Origin of the sequence: Massilia sp. KIM, from assembly GCF_002007115.1 — a bacterium.
Taxonomy (GTDB): Bacteria; Pseudomonadota; Gammaproteobacteria; order Burkholderiales; family Burkholderiaceae_D; genus Telluria.
Genome location: NZ_MVAD01000001.1, coordinates 1874533 through 1890955 on the forward strand (window position 1 = coordinate 1874533; position 16423 = coordinate 1890955).

17 protein-coding genes are annotated in these 16423 nt (G+C 68.7%); 12 read left to right on the forward strand and 5 right to left on the reverse strand.

Going from position 1 to position 16423, the window contains the following annotated elements; all coding sequences use genetic code 11:
- Positions 1-142 precede the first annotated feature (142 nt).
- Together B0920_RS08025 and B0920_RS08030 are read left to right on the forward strand one after the other, a co-directional pair.
- On the forward strand, positions 143-373 hold the full coding sequence (locus B0920_RS08025; protein WP_078032006.1) for a hypothetical protein: 231 nt from the start codon (positions 143-145) through the stop codon (positions 371-373).
- Positions 374-556: 183 nt separating this feature from the next.
- On the forward strand, positions 557-1156 hold the full coding sequence (locus B0920_RS08030; RefSeq protein WP_078032007.1) for a YXWGXW repeat-containing protein: 600 nt from the start codon (positions 557-559) through the stop codon (positions 1154-1156).
- A 75-nt stretch (positions 1157-1231) separates the two neighbouring features.
- On the opposite strand, the gene B0920_RS08035 is transcribed toward B0920_RS08030, so the two are convergent.
- Complete coding sequence (locus B0920_RS08035) at positions 1232-3166, reverse strand: S9 family peptidase (protein ID WP_078032008.1); 1935 nt, start codon at positions 3164-3166, stop codon at positions 1232-1234.
- Positions 3167-3261: 95 nt separating this feature from the next.
- On the opposite strand from B0920_RS08035, the gene B0920_RS08040 reads away from it, so the two are divergent.
- The 4 genes from B0920_RS08040 to B0920_RS08055 are packed head-to-tail and all read left to right on the forward strand — an operon-like array spanning position 3262 to position 6732.
- Positions 3262-3942 carry a ribonuclease HI family protein gene (locus tag B0920_RS08040; protein ID WP_078032009.1) on the forward strand — a complete coding sequence of 227 codons (681 nt, stop codon included), beginning with the start codon at positions 3262-3264 and terminating at the stop codon, positions 3940-3942.
- Positions 3939-4610: an HD domain-containing protein gene (locus B0920_RS08045; protein ID WP_078032010.1), complete on the forward strand. Its 672-nt coding sequence runs from the start codon at positions 3939-3941 to the stop codon at positions 4608-4610. Before B0920_RS08040 ends, B0920_RS08045 begins: the two co-directional genes overlap by 4 nt.
- 56 nt (positions 4611-4666) lie before the next feature.
- Positions 4667-5902, forward strand: a complete 1236-nt coding sequence (locus B0920_RS08050; RefSeq protein ID WP_078032011.1) for an MFS transporter — start codon at positions 4667-4669, stop codon at positions 5900-5902.
- Positions 5899-6732: an EamA family transporter gene (locus B0920_RS08055; RefSeq protein ID WP_078032012.1), complete on the forward strand. Its 834-nt coding sequence runs from the start codon at positions 5899-5901 to the stop codon at positions 6730-6732. Before B0920_RS08050 ends, B0920_RS08055 begins: the two co-directional genes overlap by 4 nt.
- 4 nt (positions 6733-6736) lie before the next feature.
- Here the strand turns inward: B0920_RS08055 and B0920_RS08060 are convergent, their stop codons facing one another.
- Positions 6737-8896 (reverse strand): TonB-dependent siderophore receptor, encoded by a 2160-nt coding sequence (locus B0920_RS08060; RefSeq protein ID WP_078032013.1) that lies wholly within the window; start codon positions 8894-8896, stop codon positions 6737-6739.
- A 333-nt stretch (positions 8897-9229) separates the two neighbouring features.
- On the opposite strand from B0920_RS08060, the gene asd reads away from it, so the two are divergent.
- Positions 9230-10063, forward strand: a complete 834-nt coding sequence (asd, locus tag B0920_RS08065) for an archaetidylserine decarboxylase (protein ID WP_078033340.1) — start codon at positions 9230-9232, stop codon at positions 10061-10063.
- Here the strand turns inward: asd and B0920_RS08070 are convergent.
- On the reverse strand, positions 10056-11018 hold the full coding sequence (locus B0920_RS08070; protein WP_078032014.1) for a LysR family transcriptional regulator: 963 nt from the start codon (positions 11016-11018) through the stop codon (positions 10056-10058). The genes asd and B0920_RS08070 overlap by 8 nt on opposite strands.
- 111 nt (positions 11019-11129) lie before the next feature.
- On the opposite strand from B0920_RS08070, the gene B0920_RS08075 reads away from it, so the two are divergent.
- The 4 genes from B0920_RS08075 to B0920_RS08090 all read left to right on the forward strand — a co-directional run bounded on the left by B0920_RS08075 (position 11130) and on the right by B0920_RS08090 (position 13555).
- Positions 11130-11726: an FMN-dependent NADH-azoreductase gene (locus B0920_RS08075; RefSeq protein ID WP_078032015.1), complete on the forward strand. Its 597-nt coding sequence runs from the start codon at positions 11130-11132 to the stop codon at positions 11724-11726.
- Positions 11727-11772: 46 nt separating this feature from the next.
- Complete coding sequence (locus B0920_RS08080) at positions 11773-12642, forward strand: pirin family protein (RefSeq protein ID WP_078032016.1); 870 nt, start codon at positions 11773-11775, stop codon at positions 12640-12642.
- Positions 12643-12740: 98 nt separating this feature from the next.
- Positions 12741-13256 carry a hypothetical protein gene (locus B0920_RS08085; protein ID WP_307188901.1) on the forward strand — a complete coding sequence of 172 codons (516 nt, stop codon included), beginning with the start codon at positions 12741-12743 and terminating at the stop codon, positions 13254-13256.
- 8 nt (positions 13257-13264) lie between these two features.
- Positions 13265-13555, forward strand: coding sequence for a hypothetical protein (locus B0920_RS08090; protein ID WP_078032017.1), 291 nt, complete (start codon positions 13265-13267; stop codon positions 13553-13555).
- Positions 13556-13798: 243 nt separating this feature from the next.
- Here B0920_RS08090 and B0920_RS08095 read toward each other — a convergent pair whose 3' ends face one another.
- Positions 13799-14929: an acyltransferase gene (locus B0920_RS08095; RefSeq protein WP_078032018.1), complete on the reverse strand. Its 1131-nt coding sequence runs from the start codon at positions 14927-14929 to the stop codon at positions 13799-13801.
- A 110-nt stretch (positions 14930-15039) separates the two neighbouring features.
- Between B0920_RS08095 and B0920_RS08100 the strand changes: the two genes are divergently transcribed.
- The gene (locus B0920_RS08100) at positions 15040-16005 is read left to right on the forward strand and encodes a succinylglutamate desuccinylase/aspartoacylase family protein (protein ID WP_078032019.1); all 966 of its coding nucleotides are present in this window, start codon (positions 15040-15042) and stop codon (positions 16003-16005) included.
- 20 nt (positions 16006-16025) lie between these two features.
- Here B0920_RS08100 and sugE read toward each other — a convergent pair whose 3' ends face one another.
- The gene (sugE, locus tag B0920_RS08105; protein WP_078032020.1) at positions 16026-16346 is read right to left on the reverse strand and encodes a quaternary ammonium compound efflux SMR transporter SugE; all 321 of its coding nucleotides are present in this window, start codon (positions 16344-16346) and stop codon (positions 16026-16028) included.
- Between the last annotated feature and the right edge of the window lie 77 nt (positions 16347-16423).

The following is a 16423-nucleotide window of genomic DNA, read 5'->3' on the forward strand; positions in this document are numbered from 1 at the left end:
GGCGGGCGAAAACACGCGTTCGCGCGGGCTTTTCGACAGGTCATTCCGTGTTTTTCGCGTCTCGTCGCAATCCGATGGAGCTTGCCGCGCGGCTCGCCTACAGTACACACATCGACAACCCGCCAACGCAAGGAGCCACATCATGAACATCCTCAAGAACATGGAAGCCGTCTTCCTCACCGCCGCCGTGCTCGCCGTCTCGGTCAGCCAGTTCGGCGGCCCGATCTCCGAAGCGCATGCCCGCAGCTACACCCCGGACGCTGCCGCCATCGCCACCTCGGGCAAGGTCGCCGTGGTGAACGTCACCGCCAAGCGCCTGAGCGCCGAAGAAAAGGCCGAGCTGCTGGCCGACGCCGCCGGGAGCCGCGGATGATGGCCCAGGGTCGCCGCGACCGCCTCGTGCGGCAAGCGGCGGCCCCTCAGCGCGTGTCCTTCCCCGCTGCCCCGCGCCAGCCCTGCTGAACTGTTTCAGTTGTAAGCATCTGCTTCAAAGCCCCCCGATCCACATCCCTCGGCGATATAGTGAGTCATCCGCTTTTGGATCTGGAGACCGAACATGAAAGCCACCCTCGCCCTTGCCGCCCTGATCGCCGCCGGCGCCGCCTTCGCCCCGCTGCCGTCGATGGCGCAAGCCCGTGTCGACGTCTACATCGGTTCGCCCCCGCCGGCGCCGATCTACGAACGCATCCCCGGCCCGCGCCACGGCTATGTCTGGGCGCCGGGCTACTGGGAATGGCGCGGCCATCGCCATGACTGGGTGCCGGGCCGCTACCTCGCCGCCCGCCCGGGTTACGTCTACGCCCCGCCGGCCTGGCGCCGTGGCCAAGGCGGCTGGTACATGGAGCCGGCGCGCTGGAACCGCCATGACCGCGACCGCGACGGCATTCCGGACCGCTACGAGCGCCACGGCTACGCCTCGCCCTACGCCGGCTCGGGCTACGAGCGCTGGGATCGTCCGCGCTACGACCGCGACCGCGACGGCATCCCCGATCGCTACGAGCGCCGTCACCGCGACACCGACCGCGACGGCGTGCCGAACCGCTATGACCGCGACCTCGACAACGACGGCGTGCGCAACGAATACGACCGCGACCGCGACGGCGACCGCGTGCCCAACCGCTACGACCAGCGTCCGAACAATCCCTACCGCTACTGATCGTCGCGGCGCATGAAACGACACAGGCCGCCCGGGCAACCGGGCGGCCTGTGCGTCTTCAGGAGACGGTGCGGCTCAGTGCTTCAGGTATTTGTCGAGGAAGGCCAGGATCTTCGCGCTGGCCTCGGCCTGGTTCTTCTTCTTCGAGAAACCGTGACCCTCGTCCGGGAACACGATGTACTCCACCGGCACCTGGCGCTTGCGCACCGCCTCCACGATCTCGTCGCTCTCGACCTTGATCACGCGCGGGTCGTTGGCGCCCTGGATCACCAGCAGCGGCTTGCGGATCTTATCGGCGTGGAACAGCGGCGAGGTCGCGGTCAGGAAGTCCTTGTCCTTCACCGGGTCGCCGATCTCGTCGTACAGGGCCTTGCGCTGGGCTTCCCAATACGGAGGGATGCTCTCCAGCGTGCGGATCCAGTTGCTGACCCCGAAGATGTCGATGCCGACCTTGAAGGCCTCGGGCCGGAAGGCCAGCGCCGCCAGCGTCATGTAGCCGCCATAGCTGCCGCCCATGATGCCGATCCGTTCCGGATCGATGTAGCCCTGGCTGGCCAGCCAGGTCTTGGCCTCGACGCAGTCCCACAGCGGTTCCAGGCCGTGCTTGCGGTCGTCGGCGCGGAAGAAGGTCTTGCCATAGCCCGAGCTGCCGCGGTTGTTGATGCCCAGGACCGCGTAGCCGTGGTTGACCAGGTACTGGATCTGGGCGTTATAGCCGCGCATGGTCTGTCCGCCCGGCCCTCCGTGCACGAAGACCACGGCCGGCACCTTGGCCGAGGGCGAGGCGCCCTTCGGCTTGTAGTAGATCGAGGGGATGACCATGCCGTCGAAGGAGCGGAAGCGCACCACTTCGGCCTCGACCAGGTCGTCCGGGTCGATGTCCTTGCTCAGGCTGCGCGTGAGCTGGGTGGTCTTGCCGTTCCTGAAGTCGTGCACGTAGAGATTGTTGGGCGAGCGGTCGCCGTTCAGGTAGAAGGCCATCAGCTTGCCGCTCGCGGAGAAGCTCACCTGGCGCAGCTCGCCGCCCGGCAGCCTGGGCATGGCCACCGGCTTGCCGTCCTCATGGACGCGCACGTCGATGCTGCCGTCGCGGTTCACCACGCTGACCCGGTGCCGGCCGTTGCGGGAATAATCGGTGCCCAGCAGGTCCCAGTCCGCCTTCGCGACTTCCTCCACCTTCCCGCTGGCCAGGTCGTAGGCCAGGATGCGCGCGAACTCGCCCTCGGCGTTGCTGGTGTAGAGCAGGCGCTTCGATTCGGGGTCGAAGCTCGCCGCCGAGTGGCTGGCCGGCCCGGTGTGCGGCGTGACATGGCGCATCTCGCGCGTCTTCAGGTTGACCACGTAGACGTCGCTGTCCGAGGTGGTGTTCGGCTTGTCCAGCGCCAGCCACTGGCCGTCGCGGCTGATGGCGGAGACCTGCATGCCGCTCTCGTTGCGGTAGACCATCTGGCGCGCGTAGGTGCCGGCGTCATAGAGGTAGACGTCGAAGAACTTCGGATCGCGCTCATTGGTGGCGAGGTAGAAGCCGCTGCCGTCCGGGCGCCAGCCGGCGAAGAGCGCACGGTGCTTGTCGCCCGGCGTCAGGTCGCGCTCGGTGCCGTCGAGTTCACGCACGTAGACGTGGTGCAGTTCGTTGCCTCCCTGGTCGCGCCGGAACAGGACCCGGTCGTCGTTGTAGAAATAGCCGATCGCATAGGTGCTGTCGGTGGTGGACCTGGTCAGCGCGCGCGGCGCGCCGCCGCCCACCGGCATCGTGTAGACGTTGAAGATGCCGGTCTCGTTGCTGCTGAACAGGATCTGCTTCTCGTCCTTGCTGAAGGTGGCGCCCGTCACCGAGGTCGTCGCCATGAACTGCTCGATCGTGTAGCGCTTGGGCGCCTTCTTGGCGCTCTTGGCGTTTTTCGCCGCCGGCGCCTTGGCCGGCGCTTCTGCCGCGTGGAGGGGTAGGACAAGGGCGCCGGCGAGGAAGGCGAGCAGGGAAAGACGCAAGGCGGGACGGGACGAGGGCATGAATGCTCCTGAGGGAAAGGGATGGGAACAGCCGTCCGAGTGTTGCAAAGCCCTCAACATGTGTCAATAGCCGGGAAACCGGTTATGCTCTCGCCATGATCGACCTCCCCACCCTGCAGGCCGCCGCGTTCAAGGCCGAACTGGCCGCCAGCCGCCAGCTGGCCGCGCGCGCCAAGATCAGCTTCGCCAGCGCCCTGCAGCACACCTTGCGCCTGCGCGCCGGCGCCGCCGGACTGGAACAGCTGCTGGCCAGCCGCCAGGCCGAACGCGCGCATGCGCAGCAGCGCGCCGAAGTGCGCGCCGCCGCCGCCCAGGCGTCGCGCCAGCGCCGCGCAAGCACGTCGACGGCCGCCTGGCAGGCCTGGTTCGACGGCTCGGCGCGTCCCAATCCGGGCCGCTGCACCATCGGCGCGGTGCTGACCGGCCCTGAAGGACAGCGGATCGCCATCTCGCAGGACGCCGGCCACGGCAACAGCAGCGAAGCGGAGTACCGCGCGCTGATCGCGCTGCTGCGCGCAGCCGTGCTGCACGGCGCCGCCGGGCTCGCGATCCACGGCGACAGCCAGGTCGTGATCGACGACGTGAACGCGCCCGAACCCGCCGCCGCGCCGTCCCTGCGCAGCTACCGCAAAGAAGCGCGCGCCCTGCTCGCGCGCCTGCCCGGCGCCCGCCTGGTCTGGGTGCCGCGCCATAAGAACCTCGACGCCGACGCGCTCTCCCGGCGCGCCGCCCTCTTTCCCAGCCCCGACACCACGGAAACGGAATACCCCGCATGACAGAAGTCCCGCAAGACCTGGCCGGCTGGCGCACCAAGCTGGCCGCCCTGGCCGCCGGCGCCGCCGGCAACGACGGCGCCCACGACGCCAACCACCTCGACCGCGTGTGGCGCAACGCCCAGGCCCTGTTGCCCCACCATCCCGAAGCCGACAAGCTGGTGGTGCTGGCCGCCTGCTACCTGCACGACCTGGTCAACCTGCCCAAGAACCATCCCGAGCGCGCCCAGGCTTCGCGCCGCTCGGCGCAACTCGCGCGCCATCAGCTGGGATGGATGGGCTTCCCCGCCGACAAGCTGGACGCGGTGGCCCATGCGATCGAGGCGCACAGCTTCTCGGCCGCGATTCCCGCCGAGAGCATCGAAGCCAGGATCGTCCAGGACGCCGACCGCCTCGACGCCCTCGGCGCCGTCGGCCTGGCGCGCATGTTCTACATCGCCGGCATGATGGGCAGCAGCCTGGCCCATCCGGACGACCCGCTGGCCGAGCGCCGCGCCGCCGACGACAAGTCCTATTCGCTCGACCATATCGCGGTCAAGCTGGCGACCTTGCCGGGCAAGATGCAGACCGAGGGCGGCCGCAAGCTCGGGCTGGAGCGTCTGGCGTATCTCGAATCCTTCCGCGCGGCCTTCGCCGCCGAATGGCTGGGCAAGCCGACCGGAGAAGCTTGATTCTTGCCTCTTCAGCAATGCTAAGATAGGCGGACCGCAACCCGCCCGAGGTGTCCATGTCCAGTCCGACCACGCTTGAGAAGTCCAGCACCTGGAGCCTGAACTTCGTCCTGGTCTGCATCTTCATCGACATGCTCGGCATTGGCCTGATCGTCCCCGTGATGCCCCTGATGGTGGGCCAGTTCGTCGAAGGCAAGGAGCAACAGGCCCTGTGGTTCGGGGTGCTGGCCACCACCTTCGGCCTGCTGCAGTTCCTGTGCATGCCGGCCCTCGGCGCGCTGAGCGACCGCATCGGCCGCCGGCCGGTGCTGCTGTATTCGATGGGCGGGATGGCCCTCAACTTCCTGATCACCGCCTGGGCGCCCAGCCTGGCCTGGCTGTTCGTCGGCCGCATCATCGGCGGCATGTCCTCGGCCAGCATGTCGGTGGCCTCGGCCTACGCCTCCGACATCTCGACCCACGAGAACCGCGCCAAGAGCTTCGGCAAGATCGGCGCCGCCTTCGGCCTGGGCTTCATCTGCGGCCCGATGCTGGGCGGCCTGCTGGGCGACGCCGGCCTGCACCTGCCCTTCTACGTGGCGGCCGCGCTGTCCTTCGCCAACCTGGTGTACGGCTGGTTCATGGTGCCCGAGTCGCTGCCGCCCGGCCGGCGCGCGCCGCTCAAGCTGGCGCGCCTGAATCCCCTCGCCGCCCTGCTGCGCCTGGTGGGCCGGCGCGACATCCGCGGCCTGGTGGTGGTCTTCACCCTGGTCACCTTCGCCCAGATGATGCTGCAATCGACCTGGGTGCTGTACACCACCTTCCGCTTTGACTGGACGCCGCGCGACAACGGCATCGCCATGTTCTGCGTCGGCCTGGCGTCGGCCGTGGTGCAGGCCGGACTGCTGGCCTTCCTGATCCGGCGTCTTGGCGAGGTGCGCCTGGCCCTGCTGGGCCTGGCCTCGGGCGCGGTGACCTACATGCTGTACGGCCTGGCCACGCGCGGCTGGATGATGTACGTCTTCATCCTGTGCAACCTGCTGGCCTTCGCCGCCGGGCCGGCCCTGCAGGGCATCGTGTCCAAGGCCACGCCGCCCGAGCAGCAGGGCGAACTGATGGGCTCCCTGCAATCGATCAGCAGCCTGGGCGTGATCGTCACCCCGCTGGTCGGCACGGCCATCCTGGGCGCCGCCAGCCACCTGCCGGCGAACGACTGGCGGATCGGCAGCACCTTCTTCCTGTGCGCGGCCATGCAGGTGGTGGCGATCTTCGTCGCGCGGCGTTACTTCCGCGCCCACCGCGCCGCCGCATGAGCGGCGCGGTGCTGGCCGCCGTGCTGTGCGCCGCCCTGCTGCACGCCGCCTGGAACGCGGCGATCAAGACCGAAGCCGACAAGCTGCTCGCCACCCTCGCCGTCACCAGCGGCGCCGCCCTGCTGGGTGCAGCAGCCCTGCCCTTCCTGCCCGCCCCCGCGGCGGCGAGCTGGCCCTTCATCGCCGCGTCCAGCCTGCTCCAGGTGGCCTACTACCTGCTGCTGTCGGCCACTTACCGCGAGACCGACATCAGCCACGCCTATCCCTTGATGCGCGGCGCCGCGCCGGTGCTGGTGGCGCTCGCCAACGCGGGCAACGAAGCCCTGCAGCCGGCGCAGGTGCTGGCGATCGGCCTGGTATGCGCCGGCGGGCTGGTGATCTTCCTCGGCGGCGGCGGCCTGCGCGCGCGCCGTCGCGGCACGGCGCTGGCGCTGGCGACGGCGCTGGTGATCGCCGCCTACACCCTGGTCGACGGCCTCGGCGTGCGCCGTTCGGGCGCCCCGGCGGCCTACACCGCCTGGCTGTTCCTGCTCACCGGGGTGCTCGCCCCGCTCGCCTGCCGGCGCCGGGCCGGCGGGCGCCTCGCGGCCTATCTTGCGGCCAGGCCGCTGGTCGCCCTCGGCGGCGGGGCGGCGACTGCCGCTTCCTACGGCATCGCGCTGTGGGCCATGACCCTGGCGCCGGTTGCGGTGGTGGCCGCGCTGCGCGAGACCTCGATCGTCTTCGCCGTGGCCATCGCCGCCTGGGTGCTGCGTGAGCGCGTCGCGCGCGAACGCATCGCCGGCGCGCTCCTGATCGCCGCCGGCGCGGCCGCCCTGCGCCTGGGCTGAGGCCTCAGAACGTCATTTCCAGGTTGGCGCGCAGCGACACGCTTTTCGGATAATGCCAGCCGCGCTTCTCGACGCCGGAGGCCGGATCGGCATAAGTCAGGTCCCAGGCGTTGGCTTCGGCCAGCAGGTTGGCGGCGCTCAGCCGCAGCAGGAGCTTCGGATTGAAGGTCCAGGCGGCGTAGGCTTCGAGCTCGGTGTGGGCGTAGCGGTAGAAAGTGCGGTTCGCCGTCACCCGGATCCGGCCGCCGCGCCGGTGCGCCAGGCTGGCGCCGGCCGCCAGCGGCCCCGTCTTGTAGTCGAGGCCGAGGTTGGCCGACAAGGGGATCTGCTGCTCCATGCGGTTGTCCGGCCCCGGCACCGAATCGACCTCGGACCAATGGCGGCTGACGCTGGCCCGCAGCTCGATCGCCGGCGCGTCCTCCAGCAGCGCCTTGAGCGGGAACCTAGTCTCGAGCTCGAGGCTGCGCAGGCTCGCGCGGTCCTCGTTGACCGGCGTGAAGATCCAGCGCAGGCCGTCGAAGTAGATGCGGTTGCTGGTGTAGTCCTCGATGCGCCGCAGCGAGCCGCTGAGCGAGACCATGGCGCCTTCGGCCCAGTAGTGCTCCCAGGCGGCGTCGAGGCCCCAGGCCAGTTCCGGCTTGAGGTTCGGATTGCCCTGGTAATCGGCTTCGGTGGCGCTGTTGTTCTCCCAGGCGGAGCGGCGCGGCACGATGCTGTCCAGTTCCGGCGCCTTGTAGGTGCGGCTCAGGGCCAGGCGCAGCTGGTCGGACCTGCCCTCTTCGCCCGGCAGCTTCCACAGGGTCTGCACGATCGGGCTCAGCACGCTGGAGCGCACCGTGGTCGGCACCACGCTGCTGCCGATCACCCGGGTGCGCACGCCCTCCCAGCGCGTGCCCAGGTAGACCGAGAGCCGCGGGTTGAGGGTCCACTCGTCCTGCACGTAGAGCGCGGCGCGGCCGATCCGGGCGCGGAAGTCTTCGTCCAGCAAGAAGCCCGGCGGGAACACCCGCACCCGGTCGCGCTCGGCGCGGATGTCGGAACTGGCGCTGAACCCGAGGTCCCAGCCCAGCGCCAGCAGATGGCCGCCGTCCAGGGTGCGCGTGGCCTTGCCGGTCGACTTCAGGCCGCGCACGTGGCTGTCGGACAGCGTGCTGCCGTCGCTCTCGGGCTCGCCGGCGGCGTCCCTGCCGAGGCGCCACACGAACATCTTGCGCGAAGACCACTCGGCGCTCAGCTTGGCCTCCAACTTGGTGCCGGAAGCCAGGCTGCGGGTCCAGTCCAGGCTGGTCTTGAGCAGGCGGTCATCGAACTCGCCATGGGTGTGCAGGTCCGGCGCCTGCGGCGGCGCGCCCAGGTAGGTCGTGATGCGGGCGTGGCCGTGGTTGCGGAAGCTGCTGCTGTTGAACAGGGTTTCCCAGGCGAGCGTATCACCGTCTTCCAGGGTCCAGTTGATGCGCGGGCTCAGGTTGAGCCGGTTCATGCTGCCATGTTCCGGCGTGTAGGTGGTGCGCAGCAGGTCGGTCACGCCGTCAGGCCGCACATTCTCCTGGTAGCCGCTCCAGTCGCGCGACATGCTGTCGTGGTTGCCGCTGGCCGTGAACGACCAGGATGAGCGCTCGCCGCGCTCGGCCACCTGGGTGCTGAAGCTGGGGCCATGAAAGTCGCTGGCCAGCAGCTGGCCGAGCTTGAATTCGCGCTCGCGCTTGCGCGGGGTCTTGCGCAGCACGATGTTGATGGTGCCGGCCACCGATTCGGTCGAGAACTCGGCGGTCGCCACGCGCAGCACTTCGATGCGTTCGATCAGCTCGGGCGCCAGATTGTCGATCGAGAAGCCGGCCGGGGCGCGTTCGCCGTCCAGCAGGATCTGGGTATAGCCGCCGCCCAGGCCGCGCATACGGATCTCGGTGCTGCGGCCACCCGTGCTGGTGACCGTGACCCCGGGAATGCGCTTGAGGACCTCGGCCAGGCTGCCGTCGCCGTAGCGGGCGATGTCCTCGCGCCCGACCACGATGCGGGCGGCCGTGTCGTCGCGGCGCGGGTCGTAGGCGCCGCCCTTCACCTCCACCTGCTGGACACCAGCCTTGACGCCCTGGTCCTGGGCGGATGCCTGGGCGCAGAGCCCGGCCACGAGTACTGCCAGAAAACGCGGATAAGGCAAGGCCATGCTCTACTCTCCAGAAATAGTTGTTCAAATTGTGAGAACGACTATATTCCACAGAATAGCAATGTGTAAACTACATTCGGAACATCTTATTGCCACAGCATAGCAATGCCAACTTCCATTACGAAGCAGGATGGACGCGGGCCTTGCCTGGCATGGGGCGGTCCATGCACCCGGCATGATGCACGCATGACTGGCGAATCCTGTGACCGGCGCACACTGCGGTACACTGCCCCCAGGCTTTCCGATAAACCTGCGTTGCTGTACGTTATCGCCGCTATAATGCGCCATCGTTTGCAAACCTAGAGGCCTACCAAAGTGTCCCGGATAAAAGTCCTGCCCCAATACGTGCTGCCGAAATCAGCGATCACCAACCTGGCCGGCCGCGTCGCGGGCGCCAAGGGCGGCTCCATGACCACCGGACTGATCCGCTGGTTCGTCGGCAAGTACGGCGTCAACATGGACGAGGCGGAAAATCCGGACATCGCAAGCTACGCCAGCTTCAACGAGTTCTTCACCCGTCCGCTGCGCCCGGGCGCGCGGCCGCTGGCGGTGGCCGACTTCGTCTGCCCGGTGGACGGCGCGATCAGCCAGTTCGGCGACATCGACGACCACCACATCTTCCAGGCCAAGGGCCACAAGTTCACCACGGCCGAACTGGTAGGCGGCGACGAGTCGCTGGCCGCACATTTCCAGCACGGCCACTTCGCCAACCTCTACCTGAGCCCCAAGGATTACCACCGCATCCACATGCCCTGCGACGGGCGGCTGACGCGCATGATCTACGTGCCGGGCAAGCTGTTCTCGGTGAACCCGACCACCGCGCGCGGCGTGCCGGGCCTGTTCGCGCGCAACGAGCGCGTTGTCTGCGTGTTCGAGTCCGAAGAGCACGGGCCTTTCGTGATGACCCTGGTGGGCGCGACCATCGTCGGCAGCATGGCCACCGTCTGGCACGGCGTGGTCAATCCGCCGCGCATGCCGCGCATCTGCGAGTGGCGCTACGACGACCAGCAGATCGTGCTCAGGAAAGGCGAGGAAATGGGCCGCTTCCTGCTCGGCTCCACCGTGGTGATGCTGTTCCGCCGCGGCGCCATCGCCTTCGACCCCGACTGGTCGCCCGAGCGCCCGGTGCGCCTGGGCGAGACCATGGGCGACCGCCCGGTCAACTGAGCGTTTCCGGCGTCGCGCCGGCGCCGGTTTCCGGCTCGTACATGGGATGCAGGTGGTGCCCCTTCTCGCGGCACAGGGCGCCGATCATCTCCAGGAAGGCGCGGGTCTTGGCCGGCATGAGTTTACGGCTCGGGAACACCGCCCAGCCGTTCGAGCCGGGCATCTCCCATTCCGGCAACACGCGCACCAGTTCCCCCGTCTGCACATAGGGCTCGGCGAACAGCACCGAACTGATCGCGATGCCGGAGCCGCGCGCGGCCAGGCGCGCCAGCATGTCCGGCGAATTGGCCAGCATGCGCGCGCTCAGCGAGCGCTCCCACTTCACTTTTCCGCGCGTCAGGGTCCAGGGCGCTGCCCCGCCGTGCCGGCTCAGGATGCACAGCACCTCGTGCTCGAGCAGGTCGTCCGGGTGCTCGGGAAAGCCGTGGCGCGCCAGGTAGCCGGGCGAGGCGTACAGGGCCGGCTGCTCCAGCGTGATCGGGCGCGCGCTCAGGGTCGCGTCGTCCGGCAGGTCGCCCATGCGGATCGCGATGTCGAAGCGCTCCGCTACCAGGTCGACCCGGCGCGGGGTCAGGTCCATCTCGATCGACACCGCCGGATAGGCGGCCAAAAAACGCGCCACCACGTCGTTCAGGCCGGCGTTGGCGAAATCGGCCGGGGCCGAGATGCGCAGCTTGCCGCTCGGCTGCTGCTGGCGGTGCTGGGCCAGGGCGCCGGCCGCCTCGACTTCCTCCAGCACGCGGCGCGCGTGCTCGAGCAGGATGGCGCCGAACTCGGTCACCACCAGCTTGCGCGTGGTCCGTTGCAGCAGGCGCTCGCCGAGGCGCTCCTCGAGCAGCGCCAGGCGGCGCGACACGGTCGACTTGGGCAGGTCCACGCGCTCGGCCGCGCGGCTGAAGCTGCCGGCCTCGACGATCCGGGCGAAGAGCAGCAGGTCATTCGGTTCTACGTCCATGATTGTTCCATTGACGGGAAAATGTTATCCATTCTAACGTCTTCCGCAATGATTTTGGGATTGCTAAAGTGTGCTCCATCGAAACTTTTCTTGGAAACGAAGGGACACACCATGAACATCCTGCACATCACCTCCAGCGTCCGCGGCAATGATTCGGAATCGACCCGCGTCACCAACCACATCGTGAACAAGCTGCTGGCCTCGAACCCGGGCGCCACCGTGGTGCGCCGCGACTTCGGCGCCAACCCGCACCCGCTGCTGGACGGCGCCGCCGTCGGCGCCCTGTTCACCCCGGCCGAACAGCGCAACGCCGAGCAGGCTGCCCGCGTGGCCCTGGACGACGCCCTGATCGCCGAAGCCCAGGCCGCCGACGTGATCGTGATCGGCGCCCCGATGTACAACTTCAGCATGCCGGTGCAGCTCAAGGGCTGGTTCGACGCCATCGCCCGCGCCGGCGTGACCTTCCGCTACACTGAGACCGGCCCGGAAGGCCTGCTGAAGAACAAGAAGGTCTACGTGGCCACCTCGCGCGGCGGTGTCTACCCGACCGACGCCGACCCGCAAGTGCCGCAGCTGCGCATGCTGCTGAACTTCCTGGGCATGACCGACCACACCTTCATCTACTCGTCGGGCATGGCAATGGGTCCGGACGCGGCCGCCAAAGGCCAGCAGGAAGCCAACGCCGCCATCGACGCAGCGCTGGCATAATCCACGCCGCCCCAAGGAACGGGGCGGCAACCAACAGGAGAATGGCATGACCAAGACAGTACAGGCCCAGGCGATTGCGAAGACGCGCGGCGTCGAGCGCATCGTCGCCGGCCAGTCCGTGATGGACGGCGCGGGAGTGAGAATCAACCGCGTGCTGACCGGCCCCCTGCAGCGCCGCCTCGATCCCTTCCTGATGCTCGACGCCTTCGGCAGCGACAAGCCGGGCGACTACATCGCCGGCTTCCCCGAGCATCCGCACCGCGGCTTCGAGACCGTGACCTACATGCTGCACGGGCGCATGCGCCACCGCGACAGCGCCGGCCACGAAGGCTTGGTGACCGACGGCGGCGTGCAGTGGATGACGGCCGGCCGCGGCGTGGCCCACTCCGAGATGCCGGAGCAGAACGAAGGCCTGATGGAAGGCTTCCAGCTGTGGCTCAACCTGCCCGCCAAGGACAAGATGAGCGAACCCTGGTACCGCGACATCCCGACCGAGGAAGTGCCGCGCTTCGCGCTCGAGGGCGGCGTCACCGTGCAGGTGATCGCCGGCAGCACCCACGGCGTCGACGGCGCTGTGCAGCGCGCCCACACCGAGCCGCTCTATCTCGACCTCGAGATCCCGACCGGCGTGACGGTCGACCAGCCGATCCCGGCGGGGCACAACGCCTTCGTCTACGTGTTCCGCGGCGAAGTGGTCGTCGATAGCAAGGGCGTGTCGTCGGGTCGAATGGCGATCCTCGACAACGCGCCGGGCGCCGACGGCGTGCGCATCAAGGCGTCCGCGCCGGCCCGCGTGCTGGTGCTGGCCGGCCGCCCGCTGAACGAGCCGATCGCGCAATACGGTCCCTTCGTCATGAACACCGAACAAGAGCTGTACCAGGCGGTCGAGGATTTCCGCGCCGGCCGCTTCACCTGACGCCGTCGCGGCGGGACGCACGCCCGCGTCCCGCGCGACCGCCTCTTCAAGGCCGCCCCAGATGGGCGGCCGTTCCTTTTTTGGCGCGGCGAACGGGCTTGCGCTACACTGCCCTCTCTTTCCGTACCACCTTCCGTTTCGCCATGCCGCTGCTAGACACGCTTGCCGACCTGCTCTCCCGCGCCAGCCGCGCCCTGGGCCTGGAAACCGTCGACGCCTTCCCGCCCGGTCACGCCTACCCGCGCACGCGCTGGAACAAGGCCTATTTCGACGTCGCCTCGGACCTCTCGGCCGAGGAGATGGAAACCGTGGTGTGCACGGCGATCTCGAACACCCCGTTCGTGTTCGCCCACATCCGCAACCCCACGCCGCGCATGCAGCGCGCCCTGCTGGCGGTGATCGAGTCGCGCCTGCGCCGCGCCGACGCGCCGGCCGACCTGGTGCGCCTGCTGATCGAAGCCTATCGCAGCCCGCACACGCCGAACGTGGTCCCGGGACTGCGCGAGGCCATCGCCGCCAACGCCGGGCTGGACCTCGCGATCCAGTCGCACGCGGTGCTGGCCTGGCTGGCCGACGCGCCGGCCGGCTTCGGCGTGATCGAAGCCCGCCACTAAGCCGCGCCGTGCGCATCGTCTCGACCGCCGTCACCATGGTGCGCGGGATCCGCATGGTGCTCGCCTTTCCCCATCCGAGCTACGTGCGCCCCGGCGTCGGCGACGTGCTGCTGGAAAGGCTGGCGCCGCACTTCCCGGCCCTGCCCATCATGCTGGTCTCGGCCAAGGCGAGCAACGCGCGCGCCTACGCCACCTTCGAGACCGACGCCCTGCTGGCGGAACTCGACCTGGCGGGCCTGGTGCTGACCGAGGTGGACCTCGATCAGGTTCCGGTCCGGGACGCCGAGCCGCCGTTCTGAGGCCTCAGCGCAGCGGCAGCAGGCGCATGGCCGCCAGCAGCCATCCCGCCAGGCAGGCGGCGTCCTGGTCCCCGGTGGGCGCGGCGGCGTCGACGCGCGGCGCCGCCGCGGCTGATCTGCCCAAGATTCTATATAAGTAAAGCATGAGCCCTCCTGAAAAAGTCCATGCTCACAGAGCGCTCGTTCACGAGTTTGTCGGTTATCAAGGCTTTGCTCGGCCGCAAACGGGCGGTCTGCGCTGCCTCAAATTTCGACCGGGCGCGCGGCCGGACGGGCGGTATTGCCCGGCACCCAGCGTTCGCGCAGCGCCATGAAGGGCGTCTCGACCAGGCGGTACAGCAGCCAGCCCGTGAATACGGACAAAGCCAGCAGCAGCCCGATCGCGAGCGGCGATTCCGGCCCCACGCCGCGCTCGGCCAGCCACCCGGCGCCCAGCACGCAGACCTGCTTGTGCAACAGGTAGATGGCGTAAGACCACAGGGCCAGCGCGCCGGCCCCTGGCACCCGCACCCGGTTGAGCAGGGAGCCGGCCGAGACGGCGGCCACGATCAGGAGCGAGAAACCGAGTCCCAGCAGGGGGAAGCCGAACACGGTCGGGGCATGCCCGTAGCGGTCCTGCACGAACCACCAGAAGGCCAGGCCAGTGATCGCCAGGCCGGCCGCGCCCAGCAGGTCGCCATGCCGGGTCAGGCGCGCCCAGGCCTGGGGATGGCCATTGCGCAGCAGGGCGACGGCGACGCCGGCCAGCAGCTCGTCGAAGCGGCAGAAGCTCGAGTAATAGATGTACTTGAAGTAGTGGTGCATCCAGTAGCGCTCCCCCGCGACCACGTCGCGCCACAGCCAGTCGCGGGTGAGCATGCCGGCCGCGAAGGCCAGCAGGATCGCCAGCCAGGCGCCGCGCAGCGAACGGCTGACCGCCGCACCCAGCAGAGCCAGGGCCGGCAGCAGCATGTAGAACTGCTCCTCGATCGCCAGCGACCACGAGTGCGAGAACGCCGTTCCCGGTTCCAGGTGGTGGTTCTGGATGAAGCTCAGGTATTTCCAGAGCGGCAGCAGCGGCCCGTCGCCGCGGAAGGCCGGCCACAGGAAGTACAGGGCCAGCACCACCCAGTAGTTCGGCAGGGTACGCAGCAGGCGGCGCGCGTAGAAGCGCTTCAAGGACAGCCCCTCCCCGCCGGCGATCGCCTTGAAGATCTGGTTGCCGATCAGGTAGCCGGACAGCGCGAAGAACAGGTCCACGCCGGCCCAGCCGATCTCGCCGACCCAGCCGAAGGTGGGCCGGTCGGTCACGAACAGCACGTAGTGATGCAGCACGACGAGGCTGACCGCGATCGCGCGCAGGGTGTCGAGGCCGTGGATGCGGGAACTGCTCATGCTCTCGTCAATTGCGGGGGAGGAAGCGGATCATGCCACGGCCGCCGTGCCGGCGCCAGCATTGTCATTTAAAATAGCCGCCACCCTTTCCACCTCAGCCCACGCACGCAATGACTTCCTCCCGCAAGTTCCAGTTCAAATCCGTCAACTACACCGGCATGGCCCCGGGCCCGCGCCTGATCATCATGGGGGCGACCCATGGCAACGAGGTGGCCGGCACCAAGGCGATCCTGCGCGTGATGGAGGAGATCGACGGCGGCAAGCTGCACATCCAGGCCGGCAGCCTCACCTTCGTGCCGGTCGTGAACCCGCTGGCCTACGCCAAGGGCGAGCGCAACGGCGACCGCAACCTGAACCGCGACCTCTTCCCCAAGAGCGAACCGCAGGACTTCGAGGACCATGTCGCCAACTGGCTCTGCCCCCTGCTGGCCCAGCACGACGTGCTGCTCGACCTGCACACCTTCAACGCCCCCGGCCAGCCCTTCGTGATGGTCGGCCCCGAGAACAACGAAGGCGAGCTGCAGCCCTTCCGCCACGCCGAGAAGGAACGCGCCTGGGCCCTGCGCCTGGGCGTGCGCCGCTTCGTCGACGGCTGGCTGGCGACCTACGGCGCCGGCGTGCAGCGCCGTTCGCGCGACGCCGACGAGCTCAAGACCGTGCTGCGCTACGGCGTCGGCACCACCGAATACATGCGCAGCACCGGCGGCTACGCGCTGACCCTGGAGTGCGGCCAGCACGCCGACCCGCAGGGCCAGGACGTGGCCTATACCGCGATCATGAACACCCTCGCCTTCCACGGCCTGATCGACGCGCCCGCGCCGCAACCGGCGCCGCGCGAAGAGATCGAGGCCCTGTCGATGGTGGTGGTGCACGACAAGCTGCATGCGGACGACCGCTTCACCCGCCCGTGGTCGAGCTTCGATCCGGTCAGCGAGGGCGAGCAGATCGGCGTGCGCGCCGACGGCACCCCGGTGCTGGCCGAGTTCTCGGGCCGCATCCTGTTCCCGGACGCGAAAGCCCTGGCCAACAAGGAATGGTATTACCTGACCCGCCCGAACCCGGGCTTCGGCCAGTAAGCCGGACGCCTCAGGCCGCGTCAAGCCGGCGACAGGAGCTTGAGCAGCACGATGCCGCCGGCGATCATGCCGATCGCCAGCAGGCGCATCGCGCCGGCCGGTTCGTTCAGCAGGACCATCCCGAAGGCCGCGGTCCCGATGGTGCCGATGCCGGTCCACACCGCGTAGGCGGTTCCCAGCGGCAGCTGGCGCAGGGCCAGGCCCAGCATGCCGACGCTGCCCGCCATCGTGACCAGGGTGAACACCGAAGGCCAGAGCCGGGTGAAACCGGCGGTGTATTTGAGGCCGACCGCCCAGGCCACCTCCAGCAAACCCGCGATGAACAGATATAGCCAACTCATCCGCACTCCCCGTCTGTTGCGAAAAGCGGCGAGTATAGCAGCCCCTCCCCACCCGGTTTTTGCCCACTCCCTGCAAA

What these genes read in the sequence shown, in the direction of transcription:
- B0920_RS08025 (WP_078032006.1), top strand. Translation starts at nt 143, where the DNA reads ATGAACATCCTCAAGAACATGGAAGCCGTCTTCCTCACCGCCGCCGTG.
- B0920_RS08030 (WP_078032007.1), top strand. Translation starts at nt 557, where the DNA reads ATGAAAGCCACCCTCGCCCTTGCCGCCCTGATCGCCGCCGGCGCCGCC.
- B0920_RS08035 (WP_078032008.1), bottom strand. Translation starts at nt 3,166, where the DNA reads ATGCCCTCGTCCCGTCCCGCCTTGCGTCTTTCCCTGCTCGCCTTCCTC.
- B0920_RS08040 (WP_078032009.1), top strand. Translation starts at nt 3,262, where the DNA reads ATGATCGACCTCCCCACCCTGCAGGCCGCCGCGTTCAAGGCCGAACTG.
- B0920_RS08045 (WP_078032010.1), top strand. Translation starts at nt 3,939, where the DNA reads ATGACAGAAGTCCCGCAAGACCTGGCCGGCTGGCGCACCAAGCTGGCC.
- B0920_RS08050 (WP_078032011.1), top strand. Translation starts at nt 4,667, where the DNA reads ATGTCCAGTCCGACCACGCTTGAGAAGTCCAGCACCTGGAGCCTGAAC.
- B0920_RS08055 (WP_078032012.1), top strand. Translation starts at nt 5,899, where the DNA reads ATGAGCGGCGCGGTGCTGGCCGCCGTGCTGTGCGCCGCCCTGCTGCAC.
- B0920_RS08060 (WP_078032013.1), bottom strand. Translation starts at nt 8,896, where the DNA reads ATGGCCTTGCCTTATCCGCGTTTTCTGGCAGTACTCGTGGCCGGGCTC.
- B0920_RS08070 (WP_078032014.1), bottom strand. Translation starts at nt 11,018, where the DNA reads ATGGACGTAGAACCGAATGACCTGCTGCTCTTCGCCCGGATCGTCGAG.
- B0920_RS08075 (WP_078032015.1), top strand. Translation starts at nt 11,130, where the DNA reads ATGAACATCCTGCACATCACCTCCAGCGTCCGCGGCAATGATTCGGAA.
- B0920_RS08080 (WP_078032016.1), top strand. Translation starts at nt 11,773, where the DNA reads ATGACCAAGACAGTACAGGCCCAGGCGATTGCGAAGACGCGCGGCGTC.
- B0920_RS08095 (WP_078032018.1), bottom strand. Translation starts at nt 14,929, where the DNA reads ATGAGCAGTTCCCGCATCCACGGCCTCGACACCCTGCGCGCGATCGCG.
- B0920_RS08100 (WP_078032019.1), top strand. Translation starts at nt 15,040, where the DNA reads ATGACTTCCTCCCGCAAGTTCCAGTTCAAATCCGTCAACTACACCGGC.
- sugE (WP_078032020.1), bottom strand. Translation starts at nt 16,346, where the DNA reads ATGAGTTGGCTATATCTGTTCATCGCGGGTTTGCTGGAGGTGGCCTGG.